This is a genomic window from Aromatoleum toluolicum, assembly GCF_012911005.2.
Taxonomy (GTDB): domain Bacteria; phylum Pseudomonadota; class Gammaproteobacteria; order Burkholderiales; family Rhodocyclaceae; genus Aromatoleum; species Aromatoleum toluolicum.
Genome location: NZ_WTVS01000019.1, coordinates 70,761 through 89,212, shown reverse-complemented (window position 1 = coordinate 89,212; position 18,452 = coordinate 70,761). Strand labels below are relative to the sequence as shown.

16 protein-coding genes and 1 pseudogene are annotated in these 18,452 nt (G+C 66.9%); 2 read left to right on the top strand and 15 right to left on the bottom strand.

Annotated elements, in window-relative coordinates; all coding sequences use genetic code 11:
* The 15 genes and pseudogenes from GPA27_RS10980 to GPA27_RS10910 form a co-directional block, all read right to left on the bottom strand.
* Nucleotides 1-924, bottom strand: a pseudogene (locus GPA27_RS10980) (translocation/assembly module TamB domain-containing protein); the annotation flags it as partial.
* Nucleotides 925-936: 12 nt separating this feature from the next.
* Nucleotides 937-1,725, bottom strand: a complete 789-nt coding sequence (gene trpC / locus GPA27_RS10975; RefSeq protein ID WP_169140381.1) for an indole-3-glycerol phosphate synthase TrpC — start codon at nt 1,723-1,725, stop codon at nt 937-939.
* 7 nt (nt 1,726-1,732) lie between these two features.
* Nucleotides 1,733-2,764, bottom strand: coding sequence for an anthranilate phosphoribosyltransferase (gene trpD / locus GPA27_RS10970; protein WP_169140379.1), 1,032 nt, complete (start codon nt 2,762-2,764; stop codon nt 1,733-1,735).
* Nucleotides 2,765-2,833: 69 nt separating this feature from the next.
* Nucleotides 2,834-3,409 (bottom strand): aminodeoxychorismate/anthranilate synthase component II, encoded by a 576-nt coding sequence (locus GPA27_RS10965; protein WP_169140377.1) that lies wholly within the window; start codon nt 3,407-3,409, stop codon nt 2,834-2,836.
* A gap of 82 nt (nt 3,410-3,491) precedes the next feature.
* Nucleotides 3,492-4,979 carry an anthranilate synthase component I gene (gene trpE / locus GPA27_RS10960; protein WP_169140375.1) on the bottom strand — a complete coding sequence of 496 codons (1,488 nt, stop codon included), beginning with the start codon at nt 4,977-4,979 and terminating at the stop codon, nt 3,492-3,494.
* Between the two features lie 217 nt (nt 4,980-5,196).
* Nucleotides 5,197-5,874 carry a phosphoglycolate phosphatase gene (locus GPA27_RS10955; RefSeq protein ID WP_169140399.1) on the bottom strand — a complete coding sequence of 226 codons (678 nt, stop codon included), beginning with the start codon at nt 5,872-5,874 and terminating at the stop codon, nt 5,197-5,199.
* Between the two features lie 8 nt (nt 5,875-5,882).
* Nucleotides 5,883-6,578: a ribulose-phosphate 3-epimerase gene (gene rpe / locus GPA27_RS10950; protein WP_169140373.1), complete on the bottom strand. Its 696-nt coding sequence runs from the start codon at nt 6,576-6,578 to the stop codon at nt 5,883-5,885.
* An 83-nt stretch (nt 6,579-6,661) separates the two neighbouring features.
* Nucleotides 6,662-9,022 carry a GspE/PulE family protein gene (locus tag GPA27_RS10945; protein WP_169140372.1) on the bottom strand — a complete coding sequence of 787 codons (2,361 nt, stop codon included), beginning with the start codon at nt 9,020-9,022 and terminating at the stop codon, nt 6,662-6,664.
* A gap of 79 nt (nt 9,023-9,101) precedes the next feature.
* Nucleotides 9,102-9,869, bottom strand: a complete 768-nt coding sequence (locus GPA27_RS10940; protein WP_169140370.1) for a 3',5'-cyclic-nucleotide phosphodiesterase — start codon at nt 9,867-9,869, stop codon at nt 9,102-9,104.
* Between the two features lie 115 nt (nt 9,870-9,984).
* Nucleotides 9,985-10,689 carry an FHA domain-containing protein gene (locus GPA27_RS10935; protein ID WP_169140368.1) on the bottom strand — a complete coding sequence of 235 codons (705 nt, stop codon included), beginning with the start codon at nt 10,687-10,689 and terminating at the stop codon, nt 9,985-9,987.
* A gap of 27 nt (nt 10,690-10,716) precedes the next feature.
* The gene (locus GPA27_RS10930) at nt 10,717-11,487 is read right to left on the bottom strand and encodes a PP2C family protein-serine/threonine phosphatase (RefSeq protein WP_169140366.1); all 771 of its coding nucleotides are present in this window, start codon (nt 11,485-11,487) and stop codon (nt 10,717-10,719) included.
* Between the two features lie 25 nt (nt 11,488-11,512).
* Nucleotides 11,513-12,466, bottom strand: a complete 954-nt coding sequence (locus GPA27_RS10925) for an ornithine cyclodeaminase family protein (protein ID WP_169140364.1) — start codon at nt 12,464-12,466, stop codon at nt 11,513-11,515.
* 125 nt (nt 12,467-12,591) lie between these two features.
* Complete coding sequence (locus GPA27_RS10920; RefSeq protein ID WP_169140362.1) at nt 12,592-13,875, bottom strand: TRAP transporter large permease; 1,284 nt, start codon at nt 13,873-13,875, stop codon at nt 12,592-12,594.
* A complete protein-coding gene (locus GPA27_RS10915) occupies nt 13,872-14,588 on the bottom strand; it encodes a TRAP transporter small permease (RefSeq protein WP_169140360.1) in 717 nt (238 codons plus the stop codon). Before GPA27_RS10915 ends, GPA27_RS10920 begins: the two co-directional genes overlap by 4 nt.
* A 94-nt stretch (nt 14,589-14,682) precedes the next feature.
* Nucleotides 14,683-15,687 carry a TRAP transporter substrate-binding protein gene (locus GPA27_RS10910; protein ID WP_169140358.1) on the bottom strand — a complete coding sequence of 335 codons (1,005 nt, stop codon included), beginning with the start codon at nt 15,685-15,687 and terminating at the stop codon, nt 14,683-14,685.
* Between the two features lie 157 nt (nt 15,688-15,844).
* Here GPA27_RS10910 and GPA27_RS10905 point away from each other — a divergent pair, with 157 nt between their 5' ends.
* Entirely contained in the window at nt 15,845-17,815 is a 1,971-nt protein-coding gene (locus GPA27_RS10905) for a two-component system sensor histidine kinase NtrB (protein WP_169140356.1), read from the top strand.
* On the top strand, nt 17,812-18,429 hold the full coding sequence (locus tag GPA27_RS10900; protein WP_169140354.1) for a response regulator transcription factor: 618 nt from the start codon (nt 17,812-17,814) through the stop codon (nt 18,427-18,429). Before GPA27_RS10905 ends, GPA27_RS10900 begins: the two co-directional genes overlap by 4 nt.
* Nucleotides 18,430-18,452 lie beyond the last annotated feature (23 nt).

Sequence of the window (18,452 nt, the reverse complement as noted above, 5' to 3'; positions counted from 1 at the left end):
CCCCTGCCCCTCGCCCTGCACCTCGCCCTGTGCCGACAGGTCCGCCGCGATGCGCAGCGCCGCGCGCGGCGCGGAAGGCTCGAACACGGCCGGGTCGAGATCGCCCAGCGCGAGGCGCAGCCGCCGCACGGGCACCGCTTCGAACGGAGCCCCCAGCACCTCGCCGTCACCGCTCAGCCCTGCCCCCTGGGCCTCGATCCGCAGCTGCGGCGCAAGCAGATTACCGTCCGCGACGAACTGCAACCGGTATTCGTGCCCGTTGCTCGTCCCGGTCAGCGCCGCGCTCGCAGACAGTGCGAACGGCGCGCGCCCGTCGATCTCGCCGACAAACTCGGCCCGCCCGAAGGGCAGGGTCGCTGCGAGGGATTCGATGCGATGGCGACCGCCGTCGCTGTGTGCGCGGGCCGCGAGGTCGGCGATTTCGAAGACGGAGCCGGCAGCAATGAAATCGCCGTCCGCCCATTCGTGCACCACGAGCCGGCCGATGCCGAGCGATTGCGCCGCCAGGGCAACCGGCAGCACGAGGGATTCGGGGGGCGTCCGCTGCGCGGGTTCATCCTGCGGACGCGTGGCGATATCAACCCGCTCGGCCATGAGCTCGTCGATCGCGATGCCGCCATCGAACAAGGCGCCCGGACGCCAGGTCAGCGTGAGCCCTTCGACCCGCAGGCGCAGGTCGGGGCCGTCGATGCGCAGCACGCCAATGCGCAGCGGTCCCGCAAGGCGACCAGCCGGGGCGTCCAGCGCCACCTGTCCGCCGCTCAGCACCCCGGCAAGGACGGCGGCCGCCCGCAGGCCGGATTCGGTCAGCACCAGCCACGCCGCCGCCAGCGCGACCAGCACCGGCAACGCGAGCGCCGCCAGCCACAGCCGTGCCGCCCGGCGGCGCGGGAGATCGGATCTGGCGGGGACCGGCGACGTCACGCGTCGCTCCGTTCAGCCGAACAGCGCGCGCAACTCCTCGCCCGGATCCGGCGCACGCATGAAGGCTTCGCCGACGAGGAAGGCGTGCACGGCGTTCGACCGCATCAGCGCCACGTCCTGCGGCTTGAGGATGCCGGACTCGGTGACGACGATGCGTCCGGCGGGGACGCGCGGCAGCAGGTCCAGCGTCGTCTGCAGGCTGACTTCGAAGCTACGCAGGTTGCGGTTGTTGATGCCGACGAGCGGGGTCGCGAGCTGCAGCGCGACGTCGAGCTCGGCCGCGTCATGCACCTCGACGAGCACGGCCATGCCCAGACTCGTCGCGATCGCCTCCATCTCCTGCATCTGCGCGAGATCCAGCGCCGCGGCGATCAGCAGGATCGCGTCCGCGCCCATCGCGCGCGCCTCATAGACCTGCCACGCGTCGACGAGAAAGTCCTTGCGCAGCGCCGGCAGGGCGCAGGCCGCACGCGCCGCCTGCAGGTATTCGGGCGCGCCCTGGAAGAACTGGCGGTCGGTTAGCACCGACAGGCAGGCCGCGCCCGCGCGCTCGTACTGCACGGCGATCTCGGCCGGGCGGAAGTCCGCGCGGATCACGCCCTTCGACGGGCTCGCCTTCTTGACCTCGGCGATCACCGCGGCGTCGCCGGCGGCGATCTTCGCGCGCAGCGCACCGACGAAGTCGCGCGCAGGCGGCGCGAACTCGGCCTCCGCACGCACGCGCTCCAAGGGTCGAAGCACCTTGCCCGCCGCCACTTCCTCTGCCTTCACGGCGAGGATCTTGTTCAGGATGTCGCTCATGCCGATCTCACGCGAATTGCCGGTTGAAGGCGAGGAACTCGTCGAGCTTCGCCCTTGCGGCGCCGCTGGCGATGACTTCGCGCGCCCGCACGATGCCGTCGGCGATCGAGTCGGCGAGGTTCGCCGTGTACAAGGCGACGCCCGCATTCAGGATCACGATGTCGCGCGCCGGCCCCGGCTTGTTGTCGAGCACGCCGAGCAGCACCGCCTTCGACTCCTCTGCGCTCTGCACCTGCAGGTTGCGCGTGCCGGCCATCGCCATGCCGAAGTCTTCGGGATGGATCTGGTACTCGCGGATCTCGCCGTCCTTGAGCTCGCCGACCATCGTCGCGGCGCCCAGGCTCACCTCGTCCATGCCGTCCAGGCCATACACGACCAGCACATGCTCCGCACCGAGGCGCTCCATCACGCGCGCCTGGATGCCGACGAGGTCGGGGTGGAACACGCCCATCAGCGTGTTCGGTGCGCCGGCCGGGTTCGTCAGTGGGCCGAGGATGTTAAAGATCGTACGCACGCCCATCTCGCGGCGCACCGGCGCGACGTTCTTCATCGCACTGTGGTGGGCCGGCGCGAACATGAAGCCGATGCCGGTGGCCTCGATCGAGGCCGCGACCTGCTCGGGCGTCGCACCGAGCTTCACGCCCATCGCCTCGAGCACGTCCGCGGCGCCGCTCTTCGACGACACGCTGCGCCCGCCGTGCTTGGCCACGCGTGCTCCGGCCGCCGCGGCGACGAAGATCGTCGTCGTCGAGATGTTGAAGGTGTTGGCGCCGTCGCCGCCGGTCCCGACAATGTCGAGGAAGTTCTGGTCCGGCCCCGCGACCTGCACCTTGGTCGACAGCTCGCGCATCACGGTCGCGGCGGCGGTGATCTCGCCGATCGTCTCCTTCTTCACGCGCAGGCCGGTGAGGATCGCGGCGGTCATCACCGGCGAGATCTCGCCGGCCATGATCTGGCGCATCAGCGACAGCATCTCGTCGTAGAAGATCTCGCGGTGGTCGATCGTGCGCTGCAGCGCGTCCTGGGCAGTAATCGTCATGGCAATCCTTGTCTGTTCATGCAGACCACGAGCCTGCGCTCGGGTTCACCTCAGTTCTCACCTCAGCTCTTACTTCTCACGGCTCTGGTCGAGGAAATTCTTGAGCATCGCGTGGCCGTGTTCGGTCAGGATGGACTCGGGGTGGAACTGCACCCCCTCGACCGCGAGCGTCTTGTGGCGCACGCCCATGATCTCGCCGTCGTCGGTCCACGCCGTCACCTCAAGGCAGTCGGGCAGGCTCTCGCGTTCGATCGCCAGCGAATGGTAGCGCGTGCAGGTCACGGGGTTGGGCAGCCCCTTGAACACGCCGACGTCCTCGTGATGCACCGGCGAAGTCTTGCCGTGCATCAGGCGCTTGGCGTGCACGATCCTGCCGCCGAAGGCCGCGCCGATGCTTTGGTGGCCGAGGCACACGCCGAGGAGGGGGATCTTGCCGGCGAACTCACGGATCGCCGGTACCGAGATGCCGGCCTCGGCCGGCGTGCAGGGCCCGGGCGAGATGACGAGCTGCTCGGGTTTCATCAGCGCGATCTGTTCGAGGGTGATTTCGTCGTTGCGATACACCTTCACCTGCGCCCCGAGCTCGCCGAAGTACTGCACGAGGTTGTAGGTGAAGCTGTCGTAGTTGTCGATCATCAGCAGCATGGATGCATTCCTTCTTGCGCGCCGGCCCGCGGGGCGAACCGGACGGCGGAACCGGCGGCGCGACGGCCGCCGCTCCGCAGGTTCAGTCGATGCGGGTATCGAGCCCGGATTCCGCCATTTCCGCGGCACGCAGCATCGCGCGCGCCTTGTTCTGCGTCTCCGTCCATTCGGCATCCGGGTTGGAGTCGGCGACGATGCCGGCGCCGGCCTGCACGTGGATGTGACCGTCCTTGATCACCGCGGTGCGGATCGCGATCGCGAGGTCCATGTCGCCATGAAAGCCGATGTAGCCGACCGCGCCCGCGTAGATGCCACGCTTGACCGGTTCGAGCTCGTCGATGATCTCCATCGCGCGCAGCTTCGGCGCCCCCGACACCGTGCCGGCGGGGAAGGTCGCGCGCAGCACCGCCAGCGCGTTGAGCCCGTCCTTCAGGCGCGCCTCGACGTTCGACACGATGTGCATCACGTGCGAATAGCGCTCGATCGTGAACTGGTCGGTGACCCGGACGCTGCCGGTCTCGGCGACGCGCCCGGCATCGTTGCGCCCGAGGTCCAGCAGTTGCAGGTGCTCGGCGCGCTCCTTCTCGTCGGCCAGCAGGTCGGCTTCCAGCGCCTCGTCCTCGGCCGGCGTCGCGCCGCGCGGCCGGGTGCCGGCGATCGGGCGCACCGTGACGCGCTTGCCCTGCCCGTCCTCGTCGAGGCGCACGAGGATCTCCGGGGACGCTCCGACGACGTGGAAGTCCTCGAAGTTGAAATAGAACATGTAGGGCGAGGGGTTCAGCGAGCGGATCGCGCGGTACAGCGCCATCGGGCTCGCCGCGTAGGGCTTGCTCATGCGCTGCGACAGCACGACCTGCATGATGTCGCCGTCGACGATGTACTGCTTGGCGCGATTCACCGCGGCCTTGAAGGCTTCCTCGCCGAAGCTCGACACCGCCGGCTGCGGCTCGGCGTGCATGTCCTCGGGAATCTGCACCGGCGCGCGCAGCCGCGCGAGGAGTTCGCGCAGGCGCTTCTTCGCGCGCTTGAAGGCGCCCGGCACTTCCGGCTCGGCATACACGACCAGCGTGAGCTTGCCCGAGAGGTTGTCGACGATCGCGATTTCCTCGGACAGCAGCAGCAGGATGTCCGGCGTGCCGATCGTGTCCGCCTTCTGCGCGTGGGCGAGGCGCGGCTCGATGTAGCGCACGGTGTCGTAGCCGAAGCAGCCGACCAGTCCGCCCGCGAAGCGCGGCAGGCCGTCGCGCGGCGGCACCTTGATGCGCTCCATGAACTCGGCGACGTAATTCAGCGGGTCGCCGTAGTCGCGCCGCTCGACGAGGCGGTTGCCGGTCAGCAGCAGCGCCGAGCGGCCGTACACCTCGATGCGCGTCGAGGCCGCCAGCCCGATCATCGAATAGCGGCCGAAGCGCTCGCCGCCCTGCACCGATTCGAGCAGGTAGGAATACGGTTCGTTGGCGAGCTTCAGGTAGATCGACAGCGGCGTGTCGAGGTCGGCGAAGGTTTCGAGCGTGACCGGGATGCGGTTGTAGCCCTGCGCGGCCAGCGCGTTGAATTCCTGCTCAAGCATGGAGACTCCACGGAAAACGGTTCAATTCGGCAAGGGGTGCGGGCAAGTCGTCGCCCGCGAAGCAGTCGCGTATCAGTGGCCCGCAGGCCACGAGCGCCAGCCGCGCCAGCGCAGTTGCGCGGCGACAAACTGGGTGCTTTCCTTTACCGAATCCCGGTTCCTGTAGGTCACGATATCTCGATCGGATGATGGAGTCTTGCGGATATGCGCCGGAGCTTCACGCCGCTGCGATGCGGTCGAGCGCCCCGGTAGCGACCGATAGTAGCCCATCGCATTCGATGGTGTCCACCGGCATGCCTTCGCTATATCCATAGGTCACGAGCAGCACCGGCATGCCCGCGCCGCGGGCGGCGAGCGCGTCGTTGGCCGAATCGCCGATCATCAGCGCCTGCGGCGACGGCACGCCCAGCAGCTCGCATGCGTGGTGCAGCACGGCCGGGTCGGGCTTCTTCACCGGCAGCGTGTCGCCGCTGACGACCGCGCCGAAATACGGCGTCAGGCCCATGCGTTCGAGCAGCGGCAGCGTGAAGGCCTCGGCCTTGTTGGTGACGCACGCGAGCCTCAGGTCCATCGCGCGCATCGCCTCCAGCGTCTCGACCACGCCGGGGTAGATGCGCGTGCTGCGACCATTCACGAGCGCGTAATGGCGCCTGAACACAACGACCGCGTGATCGATTTCGTCGTCGCCCGCCGCGGCGTCCTCGGTCATGCAGCGGCGCACGAGGTTGGGGATGCCCTTGCCGACGAAGGAGTGGATCTGTTCGAGCGGACGCGCCGCGCGGCCCATCTCGGCGAGCATCAGGTTGGCCGCGTCGGCCAGGTCGTGGATCGTGTCGAGCAGGGTGCCGTCGAGGTCGAACAGCACCGCCCGCACCGGGAAGCGCGCGAGGCTCACTGCTTCACTCACTGCTTGACCTTGGCGAGCTCGGCGCGCAGGGCGTTGATCACGCTGTCGTAGCGGTTGGGGTCGCTGTCCCGCCCGGCACCGAACACCGCCGAGCCGGCGACGAAGGTGTCGGCACCCGCGGCGGCGATTTCGGCGATGTTGTCGACCTTCACGCCACCATCGATCTGCAGCAGGATGCGGCGCCCGCTCGCCGCCTCGTAGGCGTCGAGCCGTGCGCGCGTCGCGCGCAGCTTGGCGAGCGTGCCGGGGATGAACTTCTGCCCGCCGAAGCCGGGGTTCACGCTCATCAGCAGCACCATGTCGATGTCGTCGAGCGCGTGGTCGAGGTAGTGCAGCGGCGTGGCCGGATTGAACACCAGGCCCGACTTGCAGCCATGGTCGCGGATCAGCGAAAGCGTGCGGTGGATGTGGTCGGAGGCTTCCGGGTGGAAGGTGATCACGTTCGCGCCGGCCTTGGCGAAGTCGGGGATGATGCGGTCGACCGGCTTCACCATCAGGTGCACGTCGATCGGCGCCTCGGTGTGCGGGCGGATCGCCTCGCACACCAGCGGGCCGATCGTGAGGTTCGGCACGTAATGGTTGTCCATCACGTCGAAGTGGATCCAGTCCGCGCCGGCGGCGATGACGTTGCGCACTTCCTCGCCGAGGCGGGCGAAGTCGGCCGAGAGCAGGCTGGGGGCGATGCGGAACATGGTCGGGTTCTCCTGTTGGGCTGGCACGATTCTAACCGCTCAGGCAGCCCGCGCGCCCACGGGGCTCGCCCGATCGCGACGGCTCATCGCACGCACACGCGCCGCACCTGCTCCATGTCGGTGACCCCGGCCAAGACCTTCTCGATGCCGTCCTGGCGCAGCGTGCGCAGGCCTTCCGCGAGCGCGAGCGCCAGCAGCTGCGCGACGCGCGCGCGCTCCTGGATCAGGCGCTTGACCTCGTTCGAGGCAACCATCAGCTCGTGCAGGCCGACGCGCCCGCGATAGCCGCCGTTGCACTCGGCGCAGCCCACCGGGCGGTAGAGCGTGAAGTGTCCATCGGCACCGCCATGCTCGGCCTTCAGCCGCGCCAGCACCGCCGCGCGCGCCACCGCCGGATCGGCCTGGAAATCCGGCGTCCCTGCCATGTCCTCGCAGTACTCGTCGAGGATCTGCTGTACTTCGCCGTCGTCCGGGCGATAGGCCTCCTTGCACTTGCACAGGCGCTTGGTGAGGCGCTGCGCGAGCACGCCGAGCAGCGCGTCGCCGAAGTTGAACGGATCCATGCCCATGTCGAGCAGGCGCACGATCGATTCCGGCGCGCTGTTGGTGTGCAGCGTCGAGAACACGAGGTGGCCGGTGAGCGAAGCCTCGATGCCGACCGACACGGTCTCCTTGTCGCGCATCTCGCCGACCATGATCACGTCCGGGTCGGCGCGCAGGAAGGAGCGCATCATGGTCGCGAAATCCAGCCCCGCCTTGCGGTTCACCTGCACCTGGCGCAGGCCCTTCTGCGTGATTTCGACCGGATCCTCGGCGGTCCAGATCTTGGTCTCGGGCGTGTTGATGTGGCCAAGGATGGAATGCAGCGTCGTCGTCTTGCCCGAACCGGTCGGGCCGCACACGAAGAACAGGCCGTAGGGCTTCACGATCACCGATTTCAGGCGCGCGAGGTTGTGCGGACTGAGCCCGAGCTTGTCGAGCGGCAGCGGTTCGCTGTCGGCGAGCAGGCGCATCACGACGTCTTCCATTCCGCCCGCGGTCGGCACCGTGGCGACGCGCAGCTCGATGTCGAGCGGCGCGAACTTGCGGAACTTGATCTTGCCGTCCTGCGGCCGGCGGCGCTCGGAAATGTCCAGGTCGCACATGATCTTGATGCGCGTGACGAGCGGATTGCGGTAGCTCGCGGGGATCTGGATATAGGGCACGAGCGTGCCGTCCTTGCGGAAGCGGATCAGCGTCTTTTCCTTGCCCGGCCGCGGTTCGATGTGGATGTCGGAAGCGCCCTGGCGATGCGCATCGATGATGATCTTGTTCACGAGCTTGACGAGCTCGTTGTCGGCCGCCGCGGAGACGTCGTCTGCGACCGAGCCCTCCTGCTCGTCGTCCATGAGGTCGTGCAGCAGATCATCGACCGAACCGCTCTCGATCGTCGGCTCGAAGTAATGGTCGACGGTCTGCTCGAACTCGCAGTGCGTCGTCACGCGATAGGCGAGCTTCTTCCGCGGGAACACGTTCTCGGCGACGCGCGACACGCGCACCTGCTCGGGATCGTAGGTGAGCAGGATGACGCCCTCGTTGGTCTCCTCCAGCGGCAACCACTGGTTCTGCTGCACATATTCGCGCTTGATGTTGCGCAGCAGGTCCATCTGCTTGACGCGGTCGGTGCGGAAAGGCTCGTACGCGACGTTGAAGAAGCGTGCGGCCGCGTCGCCGATCAGCGGCAGGCTGAGGCCGTACTTTTCCACCAGCACGTCCTCGACGTGGGCGCCGGTCTCGCGCGAAATCCGCATCGCGTCATCCATCTCGCCCGCAACGAGGCGCCCATCGGCAATCAACGCGTCGTAGCGCGAGCGTAGCGCCGCCGGCGCGTTGCTGCGCTGCGCGAAGGCCACGCCGAGCGTCTGCGCCAGCCCCAGCAGGCCTTCCTTCGCGACGGGCGAGAAATCCGCACCGCTCAGCGGATTGATCACCTGGATGACGCCGTGCAGCTTGTCGCTGTTCGGATCGACGATCGGCGCGCACAGCATCTGCCGCGTGCGCACCCCGGCAAGGTTGTCGCTGATGGTGCGAAAACGCAGCGCCGGCGAGATCGCGGCAAGCTCGACGGCATCATAGACGTCATGCAGATTGAGCGCCTCGCGGGTCAGCGCAACGTAACCCGCAATGCTGCTCTCGTCGATCGGCAGGCGTGCGCCCGGCGCTGCTCCGCGGCCGGTCTTGACCCGGGCCACCAGGTGCGAACCGCTTTCGTTGACGACGAAAAACGACAGGCGTTCGGCCGCAAACAGCGCGCACAGCTCGGTCGACAGCTCGGACACGATCTCGTCGATATCCTTGCTCGCGTGGATGCGGGCGGTGATCGCCTGCAGGCCCTTGAAGAAGGCCAGCCGCATCGCGACCTCTCCCCCGGCTCCGGGTCTTCCTTGCGTCGTGCTGATGGACATGCGGTACCTGCTGTGCGGGACGGTTGAATGGCAAGCATTCGGAACCGGCCATTCTAGCGATACCCGGGCAGCGCGAGAATCAGAACTCGATGACCTGCCCCTGCCGCAACGCGATCGCGTGCAGACGCGCCCCCGCGGCCGCGATCTGCGCCATGACGCGCTCGCCCTGCCCCGGCTTGATATGGCTGATATGCACTTCGGGGGTGCGCGCGATTTCGTTGAGAAAGGCTGCCACCATGCTCGGGCTCAGATGACGCGCAGCGAGCGCCAGTCCGTGCTGCTCATCGGAAAAGGCGGTCTCGATGATCAGGTGGCGCAGGTCGCGGCAGGCATTGATTGCCGCCACCAGTTCCGGCGAGTACGTGGTGTCCCCCGTATACACCAACTGGCCGTTCCCGCTGTCGAGACAATAGGCGACCGCGGGCACGCTGTGCAGTGCCGGCAGCGCAGTGATCGTGCGCGTACCGAGCCTGACCTCCTCGCCGACCTTGATCGGCTGAAATCGCAGGAAGGGTCTGCGCCGATCGGGAATGGCCGTGAAATCGGGCCAGATCAGCCAGTTGAAGACATGGGCGCGCAGGATGCGCAGGACTTCGGGGATCGCATGCACGGTGATCGGCACGCCGCGCATTTCGCCGACCGCATCGACGATCAACGGAATCGCCGCGATGTGGTCCATATGCGAGTGCGTGACGAAGATGTGATCGACGGCCGCAAGGGCCTCCAGCTCCAGGTCGCCAACCCCGGTGCCACAGTCGATCAGGATGTCATCGTCGGCGAGAAAGGCGGTCGTGCGGGCCTCGGGTCCGCCAATGCCTCCGCTGCAGCCCAGCACCTTCAGCTTCATCGTCCCCCGCGCCTGCAGCGCCGCCCGCCCCGATCGCTCAGCAGCTTGTTTTTCGTCCCCAATACGCTAGCACCCACCCTCCGGAAACGTCGTGCACTAAGGCACACGGCCGGGCTTAGTCGGTTAGCGAAAAGGCCATGCGCACGCCGGCGATCTCGAGAATATCCCCGTCGTTGAGCGGATGCGCACCCGCCTCGATCGGGCGGTTGTTCACCTGCGGAAAGCTCCCGCCTTCGGCATGGGCGATGAAATACCCTTGGGGGCGCCGCGTGATCACGGCGACCTGCACGCCGGGCTTGCCCAGCGTGGTCATCGCCTTCGCCAGCCGCAGTTCGCGCCCCGCCGTGGGCCCGGTCAGGACCTTGACGATCCCGAGCCGAGGGTTGTCGTCCGCCTCTTCGGCCGTGACGCTGGCGAGCACATCCGGCGGCAGCATCTGCGTCGCATCGCCGCGCTGCTCCGCCGATGCGCCCGCGGCCGAGGAGCGCAGCGCAGCCGACGGTTCCACCCGATCCCCACGCTCGCGACGCTTCACGTCGGCGATGAACTTGAGCCGGTACTTGCCGAGTTCGATCACGTCGTTGTTGTGCAACACGCACTTCTTCACCGGCTGGCCGTTCACGTAGCTGCCGTTCGTACTGTTCTGGTCCTCGAGGAAGGAGTCGTCGAGGATGGTCGTGATCAGCGCGTGCTGGCCGCTGATCGCGAGATTGTCGATCTGGATGTCGTTGTTGGGCTTCCGTCCGATCGAAATCTTCTCCTTGTCGAGGGCGATTTCCTTGAGTACCAGACCGTCCATGCTGAGGATGAGCTTCGGCATCGTTACCTTTCCTTCGTCATGCGGCGCTCACGCCGCCATGCGCACCAGAATCACGGAAATATTGTCGCGCCCACCCTGCGCGTTGGCCAGCGCAACCAGACGGTCGGCGGCCTCCGCGGGGCGGGCCGCCTGCGATCCGACAGGCTGCAGCACCGCCGCGATCGCGGCGTCGTCGAGCATGTCGGTGAGCCCGTCGGAACACAACAGGAAGACGTCGCGGGGCCGGGCGGAATGGGTTCCCGGCTCGGGCAGCACCTGCGCCGAGACCCCCAGGCCACGGGTCAGCAGGCCGCGGAACTGCGAGTGCGCGACGTCCTCCGGCGCGAGGATACCGGCATCCAGCAGCTCCTGCAGCATCGTGTGGTCGCGCGTCAGTCGCGCCAGCTCGCCGCCGCGCAGCCGGTACATGCGCGAATCGCCGACATGCGCGATCACTACGCAATCGGCTAGAAACACCGCGACCACCAGCGTCGAACCCATGCCCGAGAGATTGGGATCGCGGGTTGCCTCGGCCCGGATGGCGGCATTGGCATCGTGCGCGGCGGCTTCGAGCACTGCCGCAACGTACCCGGGCACTCCGTCATCCGGGGCGACCAGATCGCGATCCAGCCGCCGCCGGATCACCTCCACGGCAATCCGCGACGCGATGTCGCCGCCGCGATAGCCTCCCATGCCGTCCGCCAGCACCGCCCACCCGCGCCGCTCGTCGATCGCAAGCGAATCCTCGTTGCGCTTGCGCACCCGCCCGACATCGCTGCGCGAGCAGAACTCGAAACGGATCGGCGATACGGCAGACATGACCCGGCGGCTCCCCGGCCTGCCCTCAGTACGGCAACTCGCAGCCGAGGCCGCGTTCGCGCGCGAGGGCAACGACACGCGCCGCGACTGCGATGTCCTGGATCGCCATGCCCTGCGACTCGAACAGCGTGACCTGCCCCGGCGCGGTGCGCCCGGGCCGCACGCCGGCGATCACTTCGCCCAGCTCCACCCAGCGCCCCGGCTGGGTGCGCCCCTTCTCCAGCAGCGGCATCAGGTCGCCCGCCTCGCGCACGGCGATTTCGCGCGAATCGACGCAGATCACGTCGGCCCGCCGCACCGCCACCTCGGACAGTTCCTGGCGGGCCAGGCTGTTGGAGCCCGCGGCGGTGATGTGCGTGCCCTCCTCGAGCCAGTTCGCATCGAAGAGGGGCTTGGGTGAGGTCGTGATCGTCACGACCACGTCCGAACCGCGCACGGTGTCCTCGGCACTCGCCGCCGGCACGACCTCGCGCCCGGTCGCGCGGCTCATCTGCGCGCAGAAAGTCGCCAGCCGCTCCGGGTTGCGCGCAAACACCTTGATGCGCTCGATCGGGCGCACGGCGCACAGCGCAAGCACCTGACCCTGCGCCTGCCAGCCCGATCCGAACACGCCGGCCACGCGCGCATCGGGCCGCGCCAGCCACTTCGTCGCGACGCCGCCGGCCGCGCCGGTGCGCATCATGCCGAGGCGGTCCGCCTCCAGCACTGCGACAGGATCGCCATTGGTCGCATCGAAGAGATGAACCCAGAAGCGGTTGCGCCCGCCTGCAGACGTGTACACCTTGAGACCGCTGAGATTCAGCTCCGGCACGCCGCCCTGCAGCAGGTGCGTCATCGACGCCGGCAGGCGCACGCGCTGGCGCGGGTAATCCACGGTCTCGCCGCGCCCGTGCGCGGCCATGACCCGCTCCACGGCCTCCAGCACCAGCGGCATGTCCAGCAGGCTGCCGACCTCTTCTTCGTTCAGGTAGATCGTCATTTCCGCGAAGTCGTCCTTTCACGATGGCGCGCGGCGCGCGGCCGACAGGTCAGTCTACTCCAGCTTTGCGATGACGAAAAAAAGCCCGCCGGAACGGGCGGGCTTTTCCGTAGAGCGCCGGAATGCTACAGCATGCCGAGCGCCCGCGGCAGCGCCAGCGAGATCCACGGCACGTAGGTGACGATGACGAGGAAGATCAGCATCGACACCAGCCACGGCCATACCGCCACCGTCAGCTCGGTGATGCCCATCTTGGTGATGCCGGAGGCGACGTAGAGGTTCAGGCCCACCGGCGGGTGGCACATGCCGACTTCCATGTTCACCACCATGATGATGCCGAAGTGCACCGGGTCGATGCCGAGCTTGATCGCGATCGGGAACAGGATCGGCGCGAGGATCAGCACGATCGACGACGGCTCCATGAAGTTGCCCGCGATCAGCATCAGGATGTTGGCCATGATCAGGAAGCCGATCACGCCGACGCCGCTGCCGATCATGAAGTCCGCCATCGCCTGCGGGATGTTCTCGTGCGTGAGCAGGAAGGAGAACAGCACCGCGTTGGTGATGATGTAGAGCAGCATCGCACTCATGTTCGCGGAGTTCAGCAGCACCCTGGGCACGTCGGACATGCGCAGGTCCTTGTACACGAACACCGCGACGAAGAACGCATACACCGCGCTCATCGCGGCGGCTTCCGTCGGCGTGAAGATGCCGGTATAGATACCGCCCATCACCACGACGATCAGGAACAGGCCCCAGGCGGACTCCTTGAAGGCCTTCAGGCGCTCCAGGGCACTCGCCTTCGGCTGGCGCGGGTAGTCGAACTTGCGCGCGCGGTACCAGGTCGTGAAACCCAGGAACAGCGCGAGCATCAGGCCCGGCACCACACCGGCCATGAACAGCGCCCCGACCGAGGTGTTGGTCGACACCGAGTACATGACCATCACGATCGACGGCGGGATCAGGATGCCCAGCGCGCCCGAGGTTGTGATCACGCCGGCGCCGAACTTGTTCGGGAAGCCCTGCTTGACCATCGCCGGCAGCAGGATCGCGCCGATCGCGACCACGGTCGCGGGGCTGGAGCCCGACACCGCGGCGAACAGCGCGCACGCCATCACACCACCCAAGCCGAGGCCGCCGTACCAGTGCCCGACCATCGAGGTGGCGAAGTTGATCATCCGCCGCGCAACCCCACCATGGGTGAGGAAGTTACCCGCGAGGATGAAGAACGGGATCGCCATGATCTCGAACTTCTCGATGCCCGTGAACAGCTTCAGCGCGACCGACTCGATCGGCACCTGGGTCATCGTGAAAAGGAAGGTCAGGACCGTCAGACCCAGCGAAATGGAGATCGGCATCCCGGTCAGCATCAGCACCAGGAGGATCACAAAGATGATTGCGGCGCTCATGGCTTGCCTCCCTGGCCGTCGTCGCGACCCTTATTGCGGTTCTCTCCGAACTGTTTGTGCTTCAGGTCATGCGGATGCAGGTTGTCGCCCATGTCGAGGTAGTTGGCATCCACCGGCAGGTGCTCCTCATCGATGCCGTCGACGTGACCATGGTCGTGGTGCGGCAGCTCGCCGGTGCGGATGAAGGACACCATCACCTGCAGGAAGCGGAAGCACATCAGGTAGGACCCGAGCGGGATCGCCGAATAGACGATCCAGGTCGGCCACTCGAGGTCGGGCGTCGTCGGACCTTCATACAGGTCGCCGACATCCATGCCGAACCAGGTCAGGAACTGGTAATGCGCGCCGTTCTCGAGCACGAAGGTCAGGCCCAGCGTACCGACGATGCCGGTGAATAGCGCCCCGGCGCCGAGGCCGATGACGACGAACTTGGCGCGGTTGGCATCCGACAGGCGATTGATCAGCACATCGACGCCGACGTGGATGCCGGTGCGCACGCCATAGGCGGCGCCGAACTTCGCCATCCACACGAACATGATGATGGTGAGCTCCTGCGCCCAGCCGAAATGCAGGGACAGCAGCCAGTCCTGCACGCCAGGGATGGACAGGCCGGAGCCATAGCGGTGGACGACGGACACGAAGATGATCAGCGTGGCCGCGCCCATGAGGAAGGTGATGAGCCATTCCTCGATGTGATCGAGCACTTTAAGCATGGGGATCTCCCGTCGCACGGCAAGTCCCCGCCACGCAAGCGCGTAGCAGGGTTCCTGCCGTAACAGTTGGCGGTCGTGAGGTTACGACGGTGAGTTACAGCTTCGACGGGTCGAACCCGGTGTCCTTGTAGATGGACTGGATGGTCTCGGCGCCGATGCGCGATTCCATCTTCTTGTGCACCGGCACGAGCGCCTTCTTGAACGCCAACTTCTCGGCGTCGGTCGGCTTGTAGATCGCGGTCTTGCCCGATGCACGCACCGCCTCGAGGGCCTTGTCGTTCTCCTCGCGCGCGATCTTGTTCGCGAACTCGGTCGACTCCTTCATCGCCTGCTCGAGCTGGCCGCGCACCTCGGCCGGCAGGCCGTCCCAGAACTTCTTGTTGGTGATAACCGCATAACCCAGATAACCGTGGTCGGTCAGGGTCATGTGCTTCTGCACCTCATGCATCTTCTGCGTGTAGAGGTTCGAATGCGGGTTCTCGGTACCATCCACGACGCCCGTCTGCAGCGCCTGATACACCTCGGAGAAGGCCATCACCTGCGGGATTGCGCCGAGCGCGCGCATCTGCTCCTCGAGCACCTTGGACGACTGCACGCGCAGCTTCTTGCCCTTCACGTCCTCCGGGGCCTTGATCGGCGTGTTGGCCGACAGCGACTTGAAGCCGTTGTCCCAGAACGCCAGGCCCTTGATGCCGCGCCCCTCGAGCTTGCCGAGGAGCTGCTTGCCGACGGCCCCCTGGGTCACCTTGTGCAGGTCGTCGTAGCCGTCGAAGATGTAAGGCAGATCGAAGACCTCGAACTCCTTCACGCCCAGCGGACCGAACTTCGCCAGCGACGGCGCGAGCATCTGCACGGCGCCCAGCTGCAGCGCCTCCATTTCTTCCTTGTCCTTGTACAGCGTGCTGTTCGGGTAGACTTCGACCTTGACGGCACCCTTGGTGTACTTCTCGGCGAGTTCCTTGAACTTGTCTGCTGCCTTGCCCTTGGGCGTGTCGTTGGCAACGACGTGGCTGAACTTGACGACTACGGGATCGGCGGCGACCGCGACTGCGGACAGCCCCATGGCGACAAGACCGATGAAAAGGGCGCGGATTTTCATTCCCTATCTCCTCCAAATTGCATAGTTATTTACCTGACCCATGTCCGGGCGGGTGCCGTGCAGCAACCAGAGGCGCCGGACACTTCTATCAGTCTATGAAGCCACGCACATCTATTACATTGTGGACATCCACAACACCGGACACGGACGTGCGCACATGACCCCTCACCAGACGATCGCGCTCTCCGTCCGGCAACGCTGGCTCACCGCGGTGCCCTACCTGACGGTGCTGCTGTTCCTCGCCGTGATCGCCGCGCTGGTATGGCTCACGCGCAGCTACGACGAGGAAGAGCAGCGTGCCACGCTCATCAGCGACGTGCTGTGGATGGAGCAGAACCTGCAGTTCAAGCTTGAGCGCAACGCCTCGCAACTTGCGCAGATCGGCCAGGAGATCCTTGCCGCCGATCGCCACCAGCCGCAGGCCTCGGCCGCGCTGCGCCAGCTCGTGCGCTCGGAGAACGGCCTCGTGCGCGTGATGTGGCTCGACGCCGCGGGCCGTCTGCAGGGCGCCATGCCGCCCATCGGCGAAGGCGAGATGCTCGGCGAATCGCTGGGCGAACAGTCGGCCTCCAGCTTCCGGCTCGCCCAAGCGCTGGAAAGGCGCGTCTACAGCCAAACCTATGCGGCCGCGGGCAACCGCCAGCAGTTCGAGGTGCATGTCCCGATCTATACCGAGGGCGGCTTCGCGGGCGCAATGGTGGGCGTCTATTCGCTGCACGACCTCGTCACCCACGAATTGCCGTGGTGGTTCGCCGAGCGTTACCGAGTGAGCGTGCTCGACAGCGACGGACGCGAGCTCGTCGCGAAATCCAAGGTCGCCCCGCTGTCCGACCGCCAGAGCTACTCGATGGCCTTCGACCCTCCGGGCGGCGGCCTGACGCTGAAGGTCACCGCCTACCAGGGCGAGACGCGCTGGGTCCAGGTCCTGCTGATCGGCTCGATCCTGCTGCTCGGCGGCGTCCTGATCTGGAGCGTGCTGCAGCTGCGCCACGAACTGCAACGCCGCCACCGGGCCGAACAGGCCCTGCGCAGCGAATCCCTGTTCCGGCGGGCGATGGAAGACTCCATGCTCACCGGCCTGCGCGCACGCGACCTCGACGGACGCATCACCTACGTCAACCCCGCCTTCTGCAGGATGGTCGGCTACAGCGCGGAAGAGCTCATCGGCCGCACCCCGCCCATGCCCTACTGGGATCCGGAGTTCCTGCAGCAGACACAGGAAATCCACGACCGCATCCTCGGCGGCGACGCCTCGCCCGAGGGCTTCGAGCTCCGCCTGCGGCGCAAGAACGGCGAGCGCTTCGACGCGCTGATCTTCGAAGCGCCACTGATCGACGCGGCCGGCCGGCACACCGGGTGGATGGGCTCGATGCTCGACATCACCGCACAAAAGCGCGCCGAGGAACTCGCGCGCCAGCAGGAAGAGCGCCTGCAGGCCACCTCGCGCCTGATCACGATGGGCGAGATGGCCTCGACGCTCGCCCACGAGCTCAACCAGCCGCTCGCCGCGATCGCCAGCTACAACACCGGCTGCCTCAACCGCCTCGACCAGCCCGACATCGACCGCAGCGAACTGAAGGACATCTTCGACCGGATCGGCCGGCAGGCGCGGCGCGCCGGTGACATCATCCGCCGCGTGCACGACTTCGTGCGCCGCTCCGAGCCCAAGCGCGAACCGCTGGACATCAACCTGATGATCCGCGAGGCGATCGGCCTGATCGAAGCCGACTCCGCCAAGCGCGGCATGCGCATCGAAACCGACCTCGAGGACTCGCTGCCGGCCGTCGCCGCCGATCCCGTGATGATCGAGCAGGTGATGGTGAATCTCGTGCGCAACGGCATGGACGCGATGCGCGACAATCCCCCCGCGCGGCGCACCGTGCGCGTCAGCACGCGGCGCGAGGGCGACACGCTCGTCGTGCGCGTCGCCGACAATGGCACCGGCATCGATGCCGAGACCGGCCGCCGCCTGTTCGAACCCTTCTTCACGACCAAGGCCGAAGGCATGGGCATGGGCCTCAACATCTGCCGCTCCATCGCCGAACTGCACCATGGCCGGCTCGGTTTCGAAACCAACCCCGACGGCGGTACCATCTTCACCCTGTCGCTACCCGTGGAAACCCCATGACCCAGCCCTGTGCCCACATCATCGACGACGACGAAGCGATCCGCGACGCCCTGCAGTGGCTGTTCAAGACGCGCGACGTCGCGTGCGCCACATGGCCGAGCGCCGAGAGCTTCCTCGAGGCGCTGCAGCCCGGCTGGCGCGGCTGCGTGGTGCTCGACATCCGCATGGAAGGCATGAGCGGCCTCGAATGCTTCGACGTGCTGCGCCAGCGCGGCAACCAGTTGCCCGTCATCTTCATCACCGGCCACGGCGACGTGCCGATGGCCGTGGCCGCGCTGAAGAAAGGCGCCTTCGATTTCATCGAGAAGCCCTTCAACGACAGCGACCTCGTGGACATCGTCATGCGCGCGCTGGAGATCGACGCCAACAACCAGCGCGCCGAAGCCACGCGCGAAACCGTCGAGGCACGCCTCGCCCTGCTCACCGCGCGCGAGCAGGAGGTCATGGAACTGATCCTTGCCGGCAAATTCAACAAGGTCATCGCCGACGAGCTGTGCATCTCGATGCGCACCGTGGAAGCGCACCGCTCCAAGGTGTTCGAGAAGATGGAAGTGCGCTCCGCCGTCGAACTCGCGCAACTTGTGAACCTGGTCCGCGGCCGCGGTGCCCACTGAGCCCCGCGACGGAGCCAGCCCCA

Excerpts from the sequence above, each read along its gene's own strand:
- trpC (WP_169140381.1), bottom strand. The coding sequence starts at position 1,725 with ATGAGCGACATCCTGAACAAGATCCTCGCCGTGAAGGCAGAGGAAGTG.
- GPA27_RS10915 (WP_169140360.1), bottom strand. The coding sequence starts at position 14,588 with ATGCTTAAAGTGCTCGATCACATCGAGGAATGGCTCATCACCTTCCTC.
- GPA27_RS10910 (WP_169140358.1), bottom strand. The coding sequence starts at position 15,687 with ATGAAAATCCGCGCCCTTTTCATCGGTCTTGTCGCCATGGGGCTGTCC.
- GPA27_RS10925 (WP_169140364.1), bottom strand. The coding sequence starts at position 12,466 with ATGACGATCTACCTGAACGAAGAAGAGGTCGGCAGCCTGCTGGACATG.
- GPA27_RS10900 (WP_169140354.1), top strand. The coding sequence starts at position 17,812 with ATGACCCAGCCCTGTGCCCACATCATCGACGACGACGAAGCGATCCGC.
- trpE (WP_169140375.1), bottom strand. The coding sequence starts at position 4,979 with ATGCTTGAGCAGGAATTCAACGCGCTGGCCGCGCAGGGCTACAACCGC.
- trpD (WP_169140379.1), bottom strand. The coding sequence starts at position 2,764 with ATGACGATTACTGCCCAGGACGCGCTGCAGCGCACGATCGACCACCGC.
- rpe (WP_169140373.1), bottom strand. The coding sequence starts at position 6,578 with ATGTTCCGCATCGCCCCCAGCCTGCTCTCGGCCGACTTCGCCCGCCTC.
- GPA27_RS10940 (WP_169140370.1), bottom strand. The coding sequence starts at position 9,869 with ATGAAGCTGAAGGTGCTGGGCTGCAGCGGAGGCATTGGCGGACCCGAG.
- GPA27_RS10920 (WP_169140362.1), bottom strand. The coding sequence starts at position 13,875 with ATGAGCGCCGCAATCATCTTTGTGATCCTCCTGGTGCTGATGCTGACC.
- GPA27_RS10905 (WP_169140356.1), top strand. The coding sequence starts at position 15,845 with ATGACCCCTCACCAGACGATCGCGCTCTCCGTCCGGCAACGCTGGCTC.
- GPA27_RS10945 (WP_169140372.1), bottom strand. The coding sequence starts at position 9,022 with ATGTCCATCAGCACGACGCAAGGAAGACCCGGAGCCGGGGGAGAGGTC.
- GPA27_RS10930 (WP_169140366.1), bottom strand. The coding sequence starts at position 11,487 with ATGTCTGCCGTATCGCCGATCCGTTTCGAGTTCTGCTCGCGCAGCGAT.
- GPA27_RS10935 (WP_169140368.1), bottom strand. The coding sequence starts at position 10,689 with ATGCCGAAGCTCATCCTCAGCATGGACGGTCTGGTACTCAAGGAAATC.
- GPA27_RS10965 (WP_169140377.1), bottom strand. The coding sequence starts at position 3,409 with ATGCTGCTGATGATCGACAACTACGACAGCTTCACCTACAACCTCGTG.